Consider the following 16,883-nt stretch of genomic DNA (forward strand, 5'->3'; position numbering starts at 1 on the left):
CGGGGGGGGCCGCACGGTCTGGATCAGCGCAGCGCGAAGCCCGCGATAAGCCGCTTTCGCGCCTCCGACGCGCCCAGGATCGTCCCGTTCTCGCGGTAGTTGACAAGCCCGAGGCGCCCGGGATGCGGCAGCCTCCGGATCTCGATCCGGTCCGGCAGGTCCAGATACCGCGCGCTGGTCCAGGCCTGCCGCCCCAGAAGCAGCACAAGATCCACGCCCGCCTCCAGAATGAGCCGTCGGTTATGGGCCGCGCCCTGCTTCAGAAGCCGCGCGGGCCGGCTGGCCGGGGCATCGTACCAGGGGATGGCGTTCATCGGCAGATAGGCCGATAGGGGAATGCCGTTGGCCTCGAGCGCCTGCCTGCACAGATTGGCGGTCGGGTCGCCGTTCAGAACCCCGATCTCGCCGGTCTTCTGGGCGTTGCAACCCGATCCGTGAATGGTGCCCGGGTCTTGCAGGATGGCGCCCAGCCGGTAGGGGCCAGAATGATAGGGCGCGATCCTCGGGATCACGCGCGGCGCGTCGGACAGGGCAGTCGTCATCGGCAGGCGGGCCGTTTCTGCGACGGGGACAAGCGCGTCCCTGGTCCCAGAAGGCCCGCCATGGCCCGCGCCCGTCAAGCCTTCACGAACGCGCGGGCGTTCCGGCGCGGCCTTGACCCCGATCCGCAAATCCTGCTCTTTGCGCCCGGAACGCCGACCGGAGAGCCCATGACCGCCGCCCCCTTCGCCCGCTTCGAATGGATGATCGCCTGGCGCTATCTGCGCGCCCGCAAGGCCGAGGGCGGGGTCAGCACCATGACCTGGATCAGCCTGCTCGGCATCACGCTTGCGGTCTTCGCGCTGATCGCGACGCTGGCCGTGCGCTCGGGCTTTCGCGAGGAGTTCGTCGATACGATCCTCGGCGCCAATGCCCATGTCACGGTCTATGCCGCCAGCGAGGTCAACGCGGCCGGTGTGCGGACCCGCACCATCCCGGATTACGAACCCATCGCCGAAAGGCTGCGGGCGGTGCCCGGCGTGACCCGGGTGGCCCCGCTGATCAAGGGGCAGGTGATGGCCGCGTCCCCGGGCGGCACCGCGGGCGTCGAAGTCTTCGGCATCGCCCCCGCCGATCTGGCCACGATCCCGCGCATCGCCCATCCCGAGGCGCATGCGGGATCGCTCGACCGCTTCGCCGAGGGCATCGCCATCGGTTCTGGCGTCGCGCGCGAGCTGGGGGTCGGCATCGGCGACCGGGTCCGGCTGATTTCGCCCGACGGGGTCAAGACGCCCTTCGGCACCTCGCCCCGGGTCAACGCCTACGAGGTCACCTACATCTTCACCGCCGGGCGCTACGACATCGACCGCACCCGCGTCTACATGCCCTTCGCCGAGGCCCAGAGCTATTTCAACCGCGAGGGCGTGGCCGATGAGTTCGAGGTGATGGTCGCGGACCCCGAACATGTCGACGACCTGACCTCGGCACTGTTGCGCGCGGCGGGCGAGCGGGCGCTGATCTGGAGCTGGCGGGACGCCTCGGGGTCCTTCCTGCGCGCGCTCGATGTCGAGGACAACGTGATGTTCATCATCCTCTCGATCCTCGTGCTGATCGCGACCATGAACATCGTCTCGGGGCTGATCATGCTGGTCAAGAACAAGGGCCGCGACATCGGCATCCTGCGCACGGTGGGGTTGTCGGAAGGCTCGATCCTTCGGGTCTTCTTCATCTGCGGCGCGTCGGTCGGTGTGGCGGGGACGCTGCTCGGGGTGATCCTGGGCTGCCTTTTCGCGATCTATATCGACCCGATCTTTTCCCTGGTGAACTACGTGTCGGGCGGGGGCGTCTGGGACCCCTCGATCCGGGGCATCTACAACCTGCCCGCCAAGCTGGAACTGCAGGACGTGCTGTCGGCGGTCCTGCTGTCGCTGGGCCTGTCCTTCGTCATCACGATCTTCCCGGCCCGCCGCGCGGCCCGGATGAACCCGGTCGAGGCCCTGCGGTATGAGTGAACCTGTCCTGAGCCTCGACGCGGTCGAGAAATGCTATAATCGCGGTTTGCCGGGCGAGGTCTCGGTGCTGCGGGGCGCCTCGCTGTCGGTGGCGCCGGGCGAGGTCGTGGCCCTGGTCGCCCCCTCGGGCGCGGGCAAGTCGACGCTTCTGCATATCGCGGGGCTGCTCGACACGCCCGACAGCGGCGCGGTGCGGATCGCGGGGGCCGACATGACCGGGCAAAGCGACCGCCGCCGAACGGCGGCGCGCCGGGCCGATATCGGCTTCGTCTATCAGTTTCACCACCTGCTGCCGGAATTCACCGCGCTGGAAAACATCCTGCTGCCGCAGCTGGCGGCTGGCACGCCGCGCGCGGCGGCCGAAGCGCGGGCGATGGACCTTCTGACCCGGGTCGGCATCGCGCCCCGTGCCGGGCACCGCCCGGCCGCGCTGTCGGGGGGCGAACAACAGCGCGTGGCCTTCTGCCGGGCGCTGGCCAACCGTCCGCGGCTGCTGCTGGCCGACGAGCCCACCGGCAATCTCGATCCCGGCACCTCGGATACTGTCTTCGGCGCGCTGATGGAGCTGGTGCGCGAGACCGGGCTGGCCGCGCTGATCGCGACCCATAACCTTGATCTGGCCGCGCGGATGGACCGGACCCTGCATCTGGAGACCGGACGGCTGGTCTGAGGGGCTGGCTCAAAGGGTCGGGGGACCGCTTCCGCCAAGGAAATGGCCGATGGCCTCGCGCAGCGCCTCGGCCTCTGGCAGGTCGGGCGGGCAGAGCGCGAAGGCCCCGGCCAGTTCGACCCCGATGAAGAAGGGCAGGTGCAGCGCCCGTTCGCGCGCCGAAACCGCCGCGATCTGCGCCAGCAACGCGTCGAGATCGGCGCCATGGATGCCAAAGCGGATCTCTCCGTCCTCCTTGCGCGGATGGACGACACGCAGCGCCACCAGAAACCGCGCGATGTCGCGCACCAGCGGCATCCAGCCCGGATCGCCCAATGCCAGCCCATAGACCGCCCCGTCGCCCAGAAGCAGGTTGCGCGGCTGAAAGTCGCCGTGACAGCGGGCCTGGGTGATCGGCCGGCCCGCGACGGTCGCCAGAAGCGCCTCGAGCCGGTTCGACAACGCGTCCGCCAGACGCCGGTCGGTCCGGCCGGTCCGCTTGGCGGCCAGTTCCTCGCCGCGCCGCCGCAGCCAGTAACGCCCGCCAAAGGAAAGCTGCCGCCGTTCGGTCGAGACCAGATGGGCCAGCCAGCCACCGGCGCGCCCGATCATCTCGTCGCGCCCGGGCCCGACCAGCGCTTGGCTCATCGGACGACCCTCGATCAGGCGCTGCACCAGAAGCCCCTCGCCGGGCCAGGCCGCGACCAGCGGCGGCACCCGGAACGGGCCATGTCCCATATGAAGCGCCAGACGCTGCAGGTCGCGGCGCAGCGCGCGGGCGCGCTCGGGTCCCTTGGGGCCGCGCAGCAGGGTCAGTTCGGCCGGGTGGCCGTCGTAGCGGCCGATAAAGACGGCCTTGCGGGCATCGGTCTCGGTCACCCGCTCGATGGCAAAGCGGGCGATGCCGGGGCGTCGCGCCTGGATCTCCTGCACCTCGGGCGTTGCATTCAGGAGGTATTCCAGCCCGAATATATTTCGCGTCATGCATGAAGTTTCGCCGTTGCGTGACGCAACGTCAATATCCGGACGCGTTCGGCGGCGCGAGGTCCGGCCAGGACCGCGGCCGAACCGGAACCGGCCCGCGTTGAGCCCCGGGGGACGAGGCGATATGCTTGGTTCCGATCCGGCGGGGGCCTGACCCGCGGGATCGCAAAAACTGGCGCGCAATCCGGGAGAGCGGTGCGATGGAGGCCGGCGACGGCGACGATCGGGCGACCGGGACCGATCCCCGGGGCGCCCCCGGGGCGGTCGCGGACCAGCGGCGGATCATCCATGTCGACATGGACGCCTTCTTTGCCTCGGTCGAGCAGCGCGACCGGCCCGAGCTTCGCGGCCGGCCCGTCGCGGTCGGGCATGGCCGCGCCCGGGGCGTGGTGGCGGCGGCCAGCTACGAGGCGCGGGCCTTCGGCGTGCGGTCGGCCATGCCCTCGGTCACGGCGCTGCGGAAATGCCCCGAGCTGATCTTCGTGCCGCCCCGGTTCGAGGTCTACCGCGCGGTCTCGGCCCAGATCCATGCCATCTTTGCCGCCCATACCGATCTGGTCGAGCCGCTGTCGCTGGACGAGGCCTATCTCGACGTGACCGAGGCCTGTGCCGCCGGGCGCCCCGCCACCGGGATCGCCGAAGAGATCCGGGCCGAGATCCGCGCTGCGACCGGGCTGACCGCCTCGGCCGGGGTGAGCTACAACAAGTTCCTCGCCAAGCTTGCCTCGGACCAGAACAAGCCCGACGGGCTGACCGTCATCCCGCCCCATCGCGCCGAGGCCTTTGTGGCGGCGCTGCCGGTGGGGCGGTTTCACGGTGTGGGGCCGGTGACGGAACAGAAGATGCACCGTCTCGGCATCCGCACCGGCGCCGATCTGCGGGCCCGGAGCATTGCCTTTCTGCAGGCCCATTTCGGGTCGTCGGCCGCGCATTATCACGCCATTTCGCGGGGGATCGACACGCGCCCGGTGCGGCCCGACCGGCCGCGCAAGTCGATCGGCGCCGAGACGACCCTGTCGGAGGATCTGGTCGATCTTGGCGCGGCGCTCGAGGTGGTGCGGCGTCTGGCCGGGAAGGTCGCGCGGCCCGCCGCCGAAAAGCGGCTGTCCGGGCGGACCGTCACGCTCAAGGTCCGCTTCACCGATTTCGAACAGCTGACCCGGCGCCGCACCCTGTCGCGGCCGCTGGCCGAGGCGGGCGAGATTCTGGCGGTGGCCGAAAGCCTGTTGGCGGAAATCCATCCGTTTCGCCGTCCGGTCCGGCTTTTGGGTGTGACGCTGTCGGGCTTCGAGCCGCCTTCGGGTGAAACCGGTCAGCAGCTTGATCTTTTCGACGCGGTGGATGCGCCGCTGCAAGAGACCGGCGGCACCCAGTCCCGCGCCGGGACGCCCTCTCGCTGAGATGGGCGGCCCTTGCCGGTTCGGAGTGCCGATCCGGAAGGACGTCACTCTCGGGGTCATGCGCCTTTGAGCGCCCTCAGTCGGGCGCTCCGGCCGGCGCGGCTGGGGATATCAGGCCGCCAAGCCGTGCCGGGGCAGGGGCCGGCGCCTGGCAGAGTGGCCAGGGCCGGGGCGATCACTGCCCGGCCGCGCTCGCCCCCGTGGCGCGTGGCTCTCCGTTGGCGTCGGGATGACGGCCGCCCATCCGCGGGGCAAGTTCTCTTGCGCCCCGCGACAACCAAGCCCCGGGGGGCGGTGCGCCTAGGTCGGGCGGGCGGGGAGGGGGGCGGCCTTGCGGCACGAAAGCCGGTACATGCCCCGGAACGTCTCGGGGTAGCGGTCCTCGAACCGGCCCCAGGCCGCAAGATCGGTGCCGGTGGGATCGTCGGGCGTCTCGTCGCGATAGCGCCGCATGACATCCGCGTCGAGCCCGGAAAAGCCGAGGAATTCCAGGCCGTTCCGATCCAGCATCTCGGCCAGTTCAGAGGTGATGTAATCGCGTTCCTGTACGTGAAAGATCAGGTCGCGCAGTTCCGATGTCGCGTAGAAGTCGCGAAAGCTGCAAAGCTCGGGCGCTTCGGCATAAAGCCGGTCGAGGAAGAAATCTCGTCGGAAGGCCCGCATGCCTTCAAGATCGGGACGATAGCCGACCGTGGCGATGCGGCTGCGCATCGCGATCACGGCCCGGCGCGCGGGGCGGCTGTAAAGACCGAGGCGCAGGAACCCGCCGGGACGGAGCGCCTTGACCAGAACCGCAAGGCCGGCCTCGGGGTCGCGCATGTGGTGCAGCACGCCCATCGCCTCGATCAGGTCGAAGGCGTCTTCGAGCCCGTCGAGCTTGAGGATGTCGGCATGGGCGAAGCCCAGGTTCTCGACGCCGCGCGCCCGCGCCTCTCGCAAGGCATAAGCCAGGCTTGCCCGGCTGAGGTCGATGGCCAGCACCGCTCCGCCGAGCAGGCTCAGGGCCAGCGAGATGGGATGCTGGCCGGTCCCGCAGCCCGCCACCAGCACCCGGGTCCGCGCGGGGGCAGAGGCGGTCAGGGCGGGAGGAATGGCAAGCTCTCTGGTCAGATAGGTCTTGAAATCGACCGGCGTGCGACGGCCCAGGTGGCGCCAGCGCGGATAGGGGTTTTCCTCGTATTGGGCCTGGACGGCGGCCGAGGTGGCATCCTCGATCGCGGTCAGCGTCTCGATCCGGGGGATCAGGGCCTCTTCCTGCAGCCGGTCGAAGACCAACAGCCGCAGCGTCGGGTCGAGCCTCTCGAGCCCCTGCGCCGCCTGCAGCGCGACCCAGGCGCGCAGCGCGGGGAAGCGGTCGAGCGGCCGGTAGGCGCCCAGCACGAAAAGCGGCAGCGCCGGAACGTCCGCGCCCTCGGCAATGGCGGTCTCGACCTGGCGCTGGACCGTTTCAAGCGCCTCGGTTTCGGCCTCGGCCTCGAGCCAGATGTATTCGCAGGTAAAGCTGTGCCGGGCCAGCGCCTCGGCCAGCGCGATCTGCCGGGCCGACACCGCGCGGCCGTCCCTCGCGGCCTCAAGCAGGTCGCGGCGGAGCGCGATCAGGAAGGGTTCCAGCGCGAGGCTGACGTTGAGCCGGTGATAGAGATGGGCGATGGTCAGGTTCAGAAGACCCGGCGGCACGTCGACTTTTCCGTCGGCCTTGGCTGCAGCCGCCATGAAACGCCCGGCCAGATAGGCCGAAGCGAAGCTCTGGATGGTAAGATTGCAGACCGAAGGTTCGGCCAGAGCCCGGGCCAGCGCGGCCTCGAACCGGGCGGACCGGGCGCGTTCCATGTCCGCCTTGGCCAGCGTCGCGACGAAGGCGCGCAGCGCGGCCGGGTCGGACGGCGCGCGGTCGAGTGCCGCAAGCGCCGCCGATACGCTTCCGCGCGGCGGCTTCGCCCCCACCCGGGCGCGGCTTGGGATGGGTCTGGTATGGATCGACATGGGCGGTTTCTGTCCTTTGGCGATGTCGCCGCCAGATGACCACCGCGCGGTTAAAACCGCGTGTATTGCGGCCCGCCCGGGCTAGATATCGACCTCATCGACGAAACGGGCATTCTCCTGGATATACTGAAACCGCAGCTCGGGTTTCTTGCCCATCAGCCGTTCGACCAGATCGGCGGTCTCGCCCGGTTCGTCCTCGTCGATCGACACCCGGATCAGCTTGCGCGAGGCCGGGTCCATCGTGGTTTCCTTCAGGTCCTTGGCATCCATCTCGCCCAGCCCCTTGAACCGGCTGACGTCGATCTTGCCCTTGCCCCCCAGCCCCTTGGCCAGCCACATCTCTTTCTCGGCCTCGTCAAGCGCGTAGATCCGTCGCGCGCCCTGGGTCAGCCGGAACAGCGGCGGGCAGGCGAGGTACAGATGCCCCTGGTCGATCAGCGGCCGCATCTGGGTGAAGAAGAAGGTCATCAGCAGGGAGGCGATATGCGCGCCGTCGACATCGGCATCGGTCATGATGATGATCTTGTCATAGCGCAGATCGTCGATGTTGAAGCGCGTCCCCAGCCCGGTCCCCAGTGCCTGGGTCAGGTCGTTGATCTCGGCGTTGGACCCCAGCTTGGACGAGGCCGCGCCCAGCACGTTCAGGATCTTGCCGCGCAGCGGCAGCAAGGCCTGGGTCTTGCGGTCGCGCGCCATCTTGGCAGACCCGCCGGCCGAGTCGCCCTCGACGATGAACAACTCGGTGCCGTCGCGATTGGTGGCCGAACAATCGACCAGCTTGCCGGGCAGGCGCAGCCGCTTGGTGGCCGATTTGCGCTGGGTCTCCTTCTCGGCCCGGCGGCGCAGCCGTTCCTCGGCGCGCAGCACGAGGAAATCGAGGATCGCCCCCGCGGCCTTGGTGTCCGAGGCCAGCCAGTTGTCGAAATGGTCGCGCACCGCGCCCTCGACCATGCGCTGGGCCTCGGTGGTGGCAAGCCGGTCCTTGGTCTGGCCGACGAATTCGGGCTCGCGGATGAAGGTCGACACGATCGCGCAACCGCCGGTCATCAGATCGTCGCGGGTGATCTGGGCGGCCTTGCGGTTGTTGGCCAACTCGCCATAGGCGCGCAGCCCCTTCAGGATCGCCGACCAGAACCCGGCCTCATGGGTGCCGCCCTCGGGCGTTGGGATGGTATTGCAATAGGACTGGATGAAGCCGTCGCGCGAGGGCGTCCAGTTGACCGCCCATTCGACCGAGCCGGGCTGGCCGAATTTCTCCTGAAAGCCGACCTTGCCCGCGAACGGGCGGTCGGCATAGGTCGAGGCGCCTTCGAGGGTCTCGCTGAGGTAGTCTGCCAGCCCGCCGGGGAAGTGAAACACCGCCTCCATCGGCGTGTCGCCGTCGGGAATGGCGGTCTTCCAGCGAATCTCGACGCCCGAGAACAGATAGGCTTTCGAGCGGACCATCTTCAGCATTCGTGCCGGGCGGAAGCGGTGATGGCCGAAGATCTGTTCGTCGGCATGGAAGGTGACCGTGGTGCCGCGGCGGTTCGCGGTGGCGCCCAGCTTCTCGACCGGGCCAAGCGGCACCCCGCGCGAGAAATCCTGCGCGAACAGCTCGCGGTTGCGCGCCACCTCGACCCGAAGCCGGTCCGACAGCGCGTTGACGACCGACACACCCACGCCATGCAGCCCGCCCGAGGTTTCGTAGGCCTTGCCCGAGAACTTGCCGCCCGCATGCAGCGTACAGAGGATCACCTCAAGCGCCGACTTTCCGGGAAATTTCGGATGCGGGTCCACCGGGATCCCCCGGCCGTTGTCGCGGATCGTCACCGAATGATCGACATGCAGCTCGACCTCGATCCGGGTGGCATGGCCCGCGACCGCCTCGTCCATGGCATTGTCCAGCACCTCGGCCACCAGATGGTGCAACGCCCGCTCGTCTGTGCCGCCGATATACATGCCGGGGCGCTTGCGGACGGGCTCGAGACCCTCCAGCACCTCGATCGAGGAGGCATCATAGGTGTCCCGGCTGGCGCCGGAGAGCAGATCGTCAGGCATTCTTCGCTCTATCTTGTGGATGTGCGCGCGCATCATCGCAGGTTTGGGGGGCGGGGGAAAGGGCGGCCTGTCCTTGCCGCGCTGCCCCGAAAGACAGCCGGTCTCGCGCAACAAACCGGCTCGAAACAGGGCACCTTCTTCGATTGCGGGCCATCTATCGCGCGGGGTCAGGGTTTTGTAACCGTTTTTTGACATTTCTCAAACCGGAGCCGAGCGTTTCGGGTTAGACTGGTTCCAGTTCCCCGGGAAGGAGTCGTGCATGGATCAGCTCAGCCCGCCGGCGGCGCAGTCTTCTGCGACGTTGCCCAAGACGGAGGAGAACGAGACGGGTCAGGCGCCCCTGCCGACCGTCGCAGAGCCTGCCGCCCCGGCGTCGGTCCCGCGCAAATCCACCCCGAAGGCCGCACCGCCGGTCGCCACGGCGGCCAATATCGCGCATGCCTTCGAATCCGGCGAATATCCCTATCGCACGAAGATGTCGCGCCGCAGCTACGAGGCGCAGAAGGCCAAGCTGCAGGCCGAGTTGCTGAAAGTGCAGCTCTGGGCGCAGGAGACCGGCCAGAAATTCGTGATCCTGTTCGAGGGTCGCGATGCCGCCGGCAAGGGCGGCACGATCAAGCGGTTCATGGAACATCTCAATCCGCGGGCCGCCCGGGTCGTGGCGCTGAACAAGCCCACCGAGGAAGAAAAGGGCCAGTGGTTCTTTCAGCGCTATGTGCGCGAGTTGCCGACGGCCGGCGAAATGGTGTTCTACGACCGGTCCTGGTACAATCGGGCGGGGGTCGAGCGGGTGATGGGCTTCTGCACCCCGAACGAGTATCTCGAATTCATGCGCCAGTCGCCCGAGCTTGAACGGATGTTCGTGCGCTCGGGGGTGCGGCTTTACAAATACTGGTTCTCGGTGACCCAGGAAGAACAGCGGCGGCGGTTCCGCGCGCGCGAGACCGACCCGCTGAAACGCTGGAAGCTGTCGCCCATCGACAAGGCCAGCCTCGACAAATGGGACGATTATACCGAGGCCAAGGAGGCGATGTTCTTCTATACCGACACCGCCGACGCGCCCTGGACGATCATCAAGTCGAACGACAAGAAGCGCGCGCGGCTGAACTGCATGCGCCATTTCCTGCACGGGCTCGACTATCCCGGCAAGAACCCCAAGGTCGCTCATGCGCCCGATCCGCTGATCGTCGGCCGGGCCGAACATGTGATCCACAAGGCCGAACATATCCTCGGCACCTCGCTGCATCCCGACCTGCGCAAGGGGCGCGAGGACTGATACCGCCAGGCTTGCCCGCCCCGCCCGGCGCGCCATATCGGCGGGCAGGGGGATCTGCCGATGTGGAACGACCGTTACGCCGGAGAGGACTATCTGTTCGGGACCGAGCCCTCGGCCCTGCTGAGGCACGAGGCCGCCCGGCTGCCGCCCGGCGCCGAGGTGCTGTCGGTCGCCGAGGGCGAGGGGCGGAACGCGGTCTGGCTGGCCGGGCAGGGGCACAAGGTGACTGCGGTCGAGGCCGCGCCCAACGCCCTAGCCAAGGCCCGGCGGCTGGCCGAGGCGCGCGGCGTGACGCTTGACCTGCGCGAGGCCGATATCGACCGCTGGGACTGGGCGCCCGAGGCTTTCGACGCGGTTCTGGGCATCTTCATCCAGTTCGGCGACCGCACCGCCCAGGACCGGATCTTCGCGGGGATGCGCCAGACGCTGAGGCCGGGCGGGCTGGTTTTGTTGCAGGGCTATGCACCGCGGCAGGTGGGCTATGGCACCGGCGGGCCCGGCGATCCGGAGAAGATGTATACCGAGCCTCTCCTGCGCGACCGCTTCGCCGGGTTCGAGATCCTGCTGCTGCGTGATTACGACACCGATCTTGCCGAGGGGCGGGGCCATTCCGGCCGCTCGGCGCTGGTCGAGATGGTTGCCCGAAAGCCGCGCCCGGAGGATTGAAACCGGGCGGCCCGGCGGGGCCTCTTGCCGGGCTCGCGGGGCGGCGATATGCCCCGGGGATGGCCTCCGTTCTGCCCCTTCCCCTGTCCGCGCATCTGCGCGCGACCCTCGTGCTTGGGCTGCCGCTTGTCGGCAGCCACCTCGCGCAATTCGGCATCTCGCTGACCGATGCGGTCATGCTGGGCTGGTACGACGTGGGCGCGCTGGCGGCCGAGGTGCTGGCAACCTCGTTGTTCTTCGTGCTGTTCATCGTGATCTCGGGTTTTGCCTGGGCGGTGATGCCGATGATCGCCACCGCTGCGGCGGCGGGCGACGAAACCCAGGTGCGGCGCGTGACCCGGATGGCGCTGTGGATCTGCCTTGGCGTCGGGCTGCTGAGCCTGCCGGTCTTCTTCGTTTCGGAACGGCTTTTCCTCGCGCTGGGCCAGACCGCCGATCTGTCGGCGATGGCGCAGGACTATCTGGCCATCGCCGGGCCGGGTCTTTTGCCCGCGCTGGTGGTGATGGTGCTGAAAAGCTATCTTTCGGCTCTGGAACGCGCCCGCGTGGTGCTGTGGATCACGCTGGGCGCGGTCGCGGTCAACGCGGTCGGGAACTACCTGCTGATCTTCGGCCATTTCGGCCTGCCCGAGCTGGGTCTGCAAGGCGCGGCACTGTCCTCTCTGATCGTGAACGTCGTGTCGATGGCGGCGGTGGTGCTTTATGCGCTGTGGGCCACGCCCGAACACGAGCTGTTCCGCCGGATCTGGCGCCCCGACTGGGAGGCGTTCTGGCGCGTCTTCCGGCTGGGCTGGCCCATCGGGCTGACGAGCCTCGCCGAGGTCGGGCTCTTCGTTGCCTCCTCGGTGATGATGGGCTGGATCGGCGAGGTCGCGCTGGCCGCGCACGGGATTGCCGTGCAGATCTCTTCGGCGATCTTCATGGTTCATCTGGGGCTGTCGAACGCGGCGACGATCCGGGCGGGTGCGGCGCTGGGGCGGGGGGATCGGACCGGGCTGTACCGCGGCGCGGTGGCGGCCCTTGGGGTGTCGGCCGTCGCGGTGGCACTCTCCGTGGTGGCCTTCCTCGCCTGGCCCGAGGTGCTGGTGGGGTTCTTCCTCGACCCGGCCTCGCCCGACCGGGCGGCGGTGCTGGCGGTCGGCACCGGGCTTCTGGCGGCGGCCGCGCTGTTCCAGCTGGTCGATGCGGCGCAGGTGATGGCGCTGGGCCTCCTGCGTGGGGTGCAGGACACGCGGGTGCCGATGGTGATGGCGGGGATCAGCTACTGGCTGGTCGGCATGCCGGTCAGCTACGGGCTCGGGTTCGGGCTCGGCTGGGGCGGCATCGGCATCTGGCTCGGTCTCGCCTCGGGGCTGGCGCTGGCGGGTGTGCTGATGATGACCCGGTTCTGGTCGCGGGACTGGGTGCCCGCCCGCTGAGGCGAAGGCCCGCCGCCCCGGAAGGGCAGCGGGCGACTGTTCAGCTCAGGCTGGCGCAGAAGTCCTGGATCCGGGTGCAGGCCTCTTTCAGCGCCTCGTCCGAGGTCGCGTAGCTGACGCGGAAGTTGGGCGACAGACCGAAGGCCGCGCCGAAGACGACGGCCACGCCCTTTTCTTCCAGAAGCGCGGTCGCGAAGACCTCGTCATTCTCGATCTTCACACCGGCGGGCGTGGTCTTGCCGATGCAGCCCGCGATCGACGGGTAGACGTAGAACGCCCCTTCGGGCACCGGGCAGTCGATGCCCTCGGCCTGGTTCAGCATCTCGACCACCATGTCCCGGCGGCGCTGGAACACCGCGTTGTTTTCGGCGATGAAATCCTGCGGCCCGTTCAGCGCCTCAAGCGCCGCCCATTGCGCGATCGAGGACGGGTTCGAGGTCGATTGCGACTGGATCTTGCCCATCGCCTTGATCAGGGGGGCGGGGCCCGCGGCATAGCCGATCCGCCAGCCGGTCATCGCATAGGCCTTGGACACGCCGTTGCAGGTCAGCGTGCGGTCGTAAAGCCCGGGCTCGACCTCGGCGGGCGTGCAGAACTCGAAATCGCCATAGGTCAGCTTTTCATACATGTCGTCCGACATGATGTGCACATGCGGATGCTTCATCAGCACGTCGGTCAGCGCCTTCAGCTGCGCGCGCGTGTACCCCGCGCCGGTCGGGTTCGAGGGCGAGTTGAAGATGAACCACTTGGTCTTGGGCGTGATCGCGGCTTCCAGCGCCTCGGGCGTGATCCGGAAGCCGTCTTCCATCCGGCCCTCGACGAAGACCGGCTCGCCGCCCGCCAGCAGCACCATGTCGGGATAGCTGACCCAGTAGGGCGCGGGGATGATGACCTCGTCGCCGGGGTTCAGCGTCGCCATCAGGGCGTTGTAAAGGATCTGCTTGCCGCCCGCGCCGACGCTGACCTGCGCCGGTTCGTAATCGAGGCCGTTGTCGCGCTTGAACTTGGCGCAGATCGCCTTTTTCAGCTCGGGCAGGCCGTCGACGGCGGTGTATTTCGTCTCGCCGCGGTCGATGGCGGCCTTGGCCGCGTCCTTGATGTTCTGCGGCGTGTCGAAATCGGGCTCGCCCGCGCCAAGACCGATGACGTCCTTGCCCGCGGCCTTGAGTTCCCGCGCCTTGGTGCTTACCGCGATGGTCGGCGAGGGTTTCACACGCGCGAGTGTCGCAGACAGGAAGGACATGGTCGTCTCCGGTTTGAAGTTGGGGTCGCTTTCTCATAGGGTGCCTTAGGACACCGTTCAAGCGGCTTTGCCGAAAGGAGCTTGCACCGATGGACACTTCCGAAAAAGACGCCACCGACTGGTATTCCGAGGATGCCGCGACCTTCGGCGACCGCGTGGTCGCCGCCCGCGAGGCGCTGGGCATGACCCAGACCGAACTGGCCAAGCGGCTGGGCGTCAAGCTCGAGACCGTGCGCGGCTGGGAGGACGACGTCTCCGAGCCGCGCTCGAACAAGCTGCAGATGCTGGCCGGCGTTCTGAACGTGTCGATCATGTGGCTGCTGAACGGGCATGGCGACGGACTGGACGGCCCCGGAGACGAAGCCGTCATCCCGGGCGACGTGCGCAGCATCCTGGGCGAGATCCGGGCGGTCCGGGCCGACATGGCGCGGCTTGCGAACCGGCTCGGGGTGCTCGAAAAGCGGCTCCGGCACGCATTGAAGGAGCATGGCTGAGATGACCGAGTCGACCGAATCCCGCCGCAAGCGGATGCATATCCGCGCCTGGCGGCGGGGCACCAAGGAGATGGACCTGATCCTCGGCCGTTATGCCGACGCCCATCTCGCGACCATGGATAGCCCCGCGCTGGAGGCCTTCGATGCGCTGCTGGCGCAAGATGATCACGCGCTTTATCAATGGGTTACAGGGCAGGTCGCGGCGCCGGACCAATTCGCGCCGCTGATCGCGCGGCTCGTGGAACGTCCCGTGAACGGGTAGGGAATTCCTGCCTTTTCCGCGTTTTAACCGAATATTCGCGACTCATTTCATATTCCTGTCCGGGCACTGCGAACGGCGGAGACAGACATGAGCATCCATTCCCCCATCCCGGAGGGCGATCATCGGGAAGTCATGACCGACTATCTCGAGGCGCTTTCCCTGGTCGAGCGGCTGCACCGGCTGCTGCTGGACGTGATCAAGGACGAGTTCGAACGCCTCGGCGTTCTCGAGCTGAACTCGGTCCAGGCCCTTCTGCTGTTCAACATCGGCGAAAACGAGGTGACCGCGGGCGAACTGAAATCCCGCGGCTACTATCAGGGCTCGAACGTGTCCTACAACCTGAAGAAGCTGGTCGAGAAAGGCTACATGCACCATCAGCGCTGCGAGATCGACCGCCGCGCCGTGCGTGTCCGCCTGACCCCCAAGGGCCGCGAAATCCGCGAAGTCGTCGGCGGGCTCTTCGCCCGCCATGCCGAAGGGCTGGTCGCCCGCCACGTCGTCGACGATGACGGCCTGCGCGAGATCACGGCCGCGCTGAAACGGATGGAACGCTACTGGTCGGACCAGATCCGGTACATCTACTGAGCCCGCCGCGGGGCCGGTCCCGGCCCCGACGGCGCCTGTCCGACGGCCATGGTCTGCAACTCGCGCAACAGCTTGCGCTCCATCGCGGCCTCGAAGTCGGAAAAGCCGCTGGCGACCTCGACAAAGGCGCCGGGGCCGCGGATCACCTCGGCCTCGAAATAGGCAACCAGCTCATCGAGCTCGGTTTCGGCCTGATCCAGCCGCAAAGACGATCCGATCCCGATGGCCAGCGCATTCACCGTGACCTCGCCGATCTCGACCGCGGCCGGGCGCGGCCCCTCGTTCGAGCTTCCGTCGCCGGTCAGATCGAGCGTGGCCTGCCAGCACTGGGTCCGGTCGGCCAGCAGTGCGGCACCCCAGCTCAGCGCCGTGCCGATCGCCGTGGTCCGCGCGGCCGATCTGCGGCCCGCGCGCCTCAGAGTGGCCGAGGCCTCTGCCAGCGCGGCGGGGCTGTCGATGACCGTCCAGGGCAGGATCAGCCGCTGGTCCAGCGTCCCGCTCCATTCATAGATCGCCAGCGCCACCGGTGCCGAGGGGATCTGCAGGAAGGCGGCCTGCACGTCGGGATGGATCAGTGCCGCGGCCAGCCCGTCGCGCTGCAGGCGGTATTCCTCGGCATCGACTGACCCCGAGACGTCAAGCCCGATCGCCAGCGCCTGGCGGCACTCGGCGGCACCGGCCGATGCGGGGGCATGCGCACTCCCCGCCAGCGCGACCAAGACCCGACACAGCCCCGGTCCCGCCCGCATCGCTCAGCCCCCGTCCCGGGGAAGGGCGAGGCGCCCGCCATAGACCCGCGCGGCGACCTCGCGCATCAGCTTGCGCCGGATCGCGCGTTCGAAATCGGAAAAGTCGCGGGCGGTCTCGACGAAGGCGCCGGGCCCGCGGATCACCCGGTCGCGGTAAAAGTCGAACACCTCGGCATCGTTCGGGCTGCCGCCGCCGATGGCCAGCCCGTTCACGGTGATGTCGCCGAAGGGAAAGCTGGCATAGGCCAGCGCGGGGCCGAAGCCGTCATTGTTGATGCCGTCGCCCGACATGTCGAGGGTGCGTTCGGTGCAGTCGGGCGCGCTGTCGAACAGCCTGGCCCCGAAGGCCAGGCCAAAGCCCATCGCGGTCGGGAAGGCGGCATAGGACCGGCGCGACCCGGCAATGGCCTCGGCCGCGCCCAGAATGGCCGAGGAACTGTCCAGCAGGCGCCAAGGCACCACCACGCGTTGCTGATAGCGCCCGCTCCATTCGTAGACCGCCAGCGCCACCGGGCGGTCGGGCACCGACAGGATTTCGGCCTGGACCTCGGAGGACTTCAGCGCGGCGGCCAGCCCGGCCCGCTGCAGCGCGTCCTCGCCCGGATCGACCGAAGACGAAATGTCCAGAGCCAGCAGCAGGGCCAGCCGGCAGCCGGCCTCTGCCTGGATCGGCGCAAGCGCCAGAAGGGCGGCGAGCCTTACCAATGCCCCGTATTTGGCATGCTGGCCCAGGGCTCGGCCGGGGGCAGCGACTCGCCGATCTGCAACAGCTCGACCGAGATGTTGTCGGGGCTGCGCACGAAGGCCATGTGCCCGTCGCGCGGCGGGCGGTTGATGGTGACGCCCGCTTTCATCAGGCGGTCGCACATGTCGTAGATATTCTCGACCCCGTAGGCGAGATGGCCGAAATGACGGCTGTCCGACGGCAAGCCGTCGTCGCCGTCCCAGTTGTAGGTCAGCTCGACCGGGCACTCCTCCTGTCCGGGGGGCGCCAGGAAAACGAGGGTAAAGCGGCCCTTGTCGTTCTCGATCCGCCGGGTCTCGGTCAGGCCGAGCAGCTGGTAGAAAGCCATCGAGGCGTCGAGGTCCTTCACGCGGACCATGGTGTGCAGGTAGCGAACTTTCATGCGTCTCTCCGTCTTG

At 68.3% G+C, this 16,883-nt stretch carries 17 protein-coding genes; 9 read left to right on the forward strand and 8 right to left on the reverse strand.

Features of this window, described 5'->3' with window-relative positions:
- Positions 1–23: 23 nt before the first annotated feature.
- Complete coding sequence (locus C8N38_RS17520) at positions 24–542, reverse strand: uracil-DNA glycosylase family protein (protein WP_108028436.1); 519 nt, start codon at positions 540–542, stop codon at positions 24–26.
- A 168-nt stretch (positions 543–710) separates the two neighbouring features.
- On the opposite strand from C8N38_RS17520, the gene C8N38_RS17525 reads away from it, so the two are divergent.
- Both C8N38_RS17525 and C8N38_RS17530 read left to right on the forward strand, forming a co-directional pair.
- Positions 711–1,991: a lipoprotein-releasing ABC transporter permease subunit gene (locus C8N38_RS17525; RefSeq protein ID WP_108028470.1), complete on the forward strand. Its 1,281-nt coding sequence runs from the start codon at positions 711–713 to the stop codon at positions 1,989–1,991.
- Positions 1,984–2,661 (forward strand): ABC transporter ATP-binding protein, encoded by a 678-nt coding sequence (locus tag C8N38_RS17530; protein WP_108028437.1) that lies wholly within the window; start codon positions 1,984–1,986, stop codon positions 2,659–2,661. Before C8N38_RS17525 ends, C8N38_RS17530 begins: the two co-directional genes overlap by 8 nt.
- A 9-nt stretch (positions 2,662–2,670) precedes the next feature.
- Here C8N38_RS17530 and C8N38_RS17535 read toward each other — a convergent pair whose 3' ends face one another.
- Positions 2,671–3,624, reverse strand: coding sequence for a phosphotransferase family protein (locus C8N38_RS17535; protein ID WP_108028438.1), 954 nt, complete (start codon positions 3,622–3,624; stop codon positions 2,671–2,673).
- Positions 3,625–3,824: 200 nt separating this feature from the next.
- Between C8N38_RS17535 and dinB the strand changes: the two genes are divergently transcribed.
- A complete protein-coding gene (gene dinB, locus C8N38_RS17540; RefSeq protein WP_108028439.1) occupies positions 3,825–5,024 on the forward strand; it encodes a DNA polymerase IV in 1,200 nt (399 codons plus the stop codon).
- 300 nt (positions 5,025–5,324) lie between these two features.
- On the opposite strand, the gene C8N38_RS17545 is transcribed toward dinB, so the two are convergent.
- A complete protein-coding gene (locus tag C8N38_RS17545; RefSeq protein WP_108028440.1) occupies positions 5,325–7,007 on the reverse strand; it encodes a class I SAM-dependent methyltransferase in 1,683 nt (560 codons plus the stop codon).
- Positions 7,008–7,088: 81 nt separating this feature from the next.
- Positions 7,089–9,047: a DNA topoisomerase IV subunit B gene (parE, locus tag C8N38_RS17550; RefSeq protein WP_108028441.1), complete on the reverse strand. Its 1,959-nt coding sequence runs from the start codon at positions 9,045–9,047 to the stop codon at positions 7,089–7,091.
- Between the two features lie 259 nt (positions 9,048–9,306).
- Between parE and ppk2 the strand changes: the two genes are divergently transcribed.
- Genes ppk2 through C8N38_RS17565 form a run of 3 tightly spaced genes read left to right on the forward strand, consistent with a single transcriptional unit; the run spans position 9,307 to position 12,407 of the window.
- The gene (ppk2, locus tag C8N38_RS17555; RefSeq protein ID WP_108028442.1) at positions 9,307–10,323 is read left to right on the forward strand and encodes a polyphosphate kinase 2; all 1,017 of its coding nucleotides are present in this window, start codon (positions 9,307–9,309) and stop codon (positions 10,321–10,323) included.
- Between the two features lie 60 nt (positions 10,324–10,383).
- Positions 10,384–10,989: an SAM-dependent methyltransferase gene (locus tag C8N38_RS17560; RefSeq protein ID WP_108028443.1), complete on the forward strand. Its 606-nt coding sequence runs from the start codon at positions 10,384–10,386 to the stop codon at positions 10,987–10,989.
- Positions 10,990–11,048: 59 nt separating this feature from the next.
- A complete protein-coding gene (locus C8N38_RS17565) occupies positions 11,049–12,407 on the forward strand; it encodes an MATE family efflux transporter (protein ID WP_108028444.1) in 1,359 nt (452 codons plus the stop codon).
- Between the two features lie 40 nt (positions 12,408–12,447).
- Here the strand turns inward: C8N38_RS17565 and C8N38_RS17570 are convergent, their stop codons facing one another.
- Positions 12,448–13,650: a pyridoxal phosphate-dependent aminotransferase gene (locus C8N38_RS17570; RefSeq protein WP_108028445.1), complete on the reverse strand. Its 1,203-nt coding sequence runs from the start codon at positions 13,648–13,650 to the stop codon at positions 12,448–12,450.
- 89 nt (positions 13,651–13,739) lie between these two features.
- Here C8N38_RS17570 and C8N38_RS17575 point away from each other — a divergent pair, with 89 nt between their 5' ends.
- From C8N38_RS17575 to C8N38_RS17585, 3 genes are all read left to right on the forward strand, one after another.
- Positions 13,740–14,144, forward strand: a complete 405-nt coding sequence (locus C8N38_RS17575; protein ID WP_108028446.1) for a helix-turn-helix domain-containing protein — start codon at positions 13,740–13,742, stop codon at positions 14,142–14,144.
- 1 nt (position 14,145) lies between these two features.
- Positions 14,146–14,406 (forward strand): FAD assembly factor SdhE, encoded by a 261-nt coding sequence (locus tag C8N38_RS17580; RefSeq protein ID WP_108028447.1) that lies wholly within the window; start codon positions 14,146–14,148, stop codon positions 14,404–14,406.
- A gap of 87 nt (positions 14,407–14,493) precedes the next feature.
- On the forward strand, positions 14,494–14,991 hold the full coding sequence (locus C8N38_RS17585) for a MarR family winged helix-turn-helix transcriptional regulator (protein ID WP_108028448.1): 498 nt from the start codon (positions 14,494–14,496) through the stop codon (positions 14,989–14,991).
- Here C8N38_RS17585 and C8N38_RS17590 read toward each other — a convergent pair.
- The 3 genes from C8N38_RS17590 to C8N38_RS17600 are packed head-to-tail and all read right to left on the reverse strand — an operon-like array spanning position 14,985 to position 16,867.
- Positions 14,985–15,740 (reverse strand): DUF1194 domain-containing protein, encoded by a 756-nt coding sequence (locus C8N38_RS17590; RefSeq protein WP_108028449.1) that lies wholly within the window; start codon positions 15,738–15,740, stop codon positions 14,985–14,987. The genes C8N38_RS17585 and C8N38_RS17590 overlap by 7 nt on opposite strands.
- Positions 15,741–15,743: 3 nt before the next feature.
- Positions 15,744–16,445, reverse strand: coding sequence for a DUF1194 domain-containing protein (locus tag C8N38_RS17595; RefSeq protein WP_108028450.1), 702 nt, complete (start codon positions 16,443–16,445; stop codon positions 15,744–15,746).
- Complete coding sequence (locus tag C8N38_RS17600) at positions 16,439–16,867, reverse strand: VOC family protein (protein ID WP_075786146.1); 429 nt, start codon at positions 16,865–16,867, stop codon at positions 16,439–16,441. Before C8N38_RS17600 ends, C8N38_RS17595 begins: the two co-directional genes overlap by 7 nt.
- Positions 16,868–16,883: the final 16 nt, after the last annotated feature.

This window comes from Rhodovulum kholense (assembly GCF_003053725.1).
Classification (GTDB): domain Bacteria; phylum Pseudomonadota; class Alphaproteobacteria; order Rhodobacterales; family Rhodobacteraceae; genus Rhodovulum; species Rhodovulum kholense.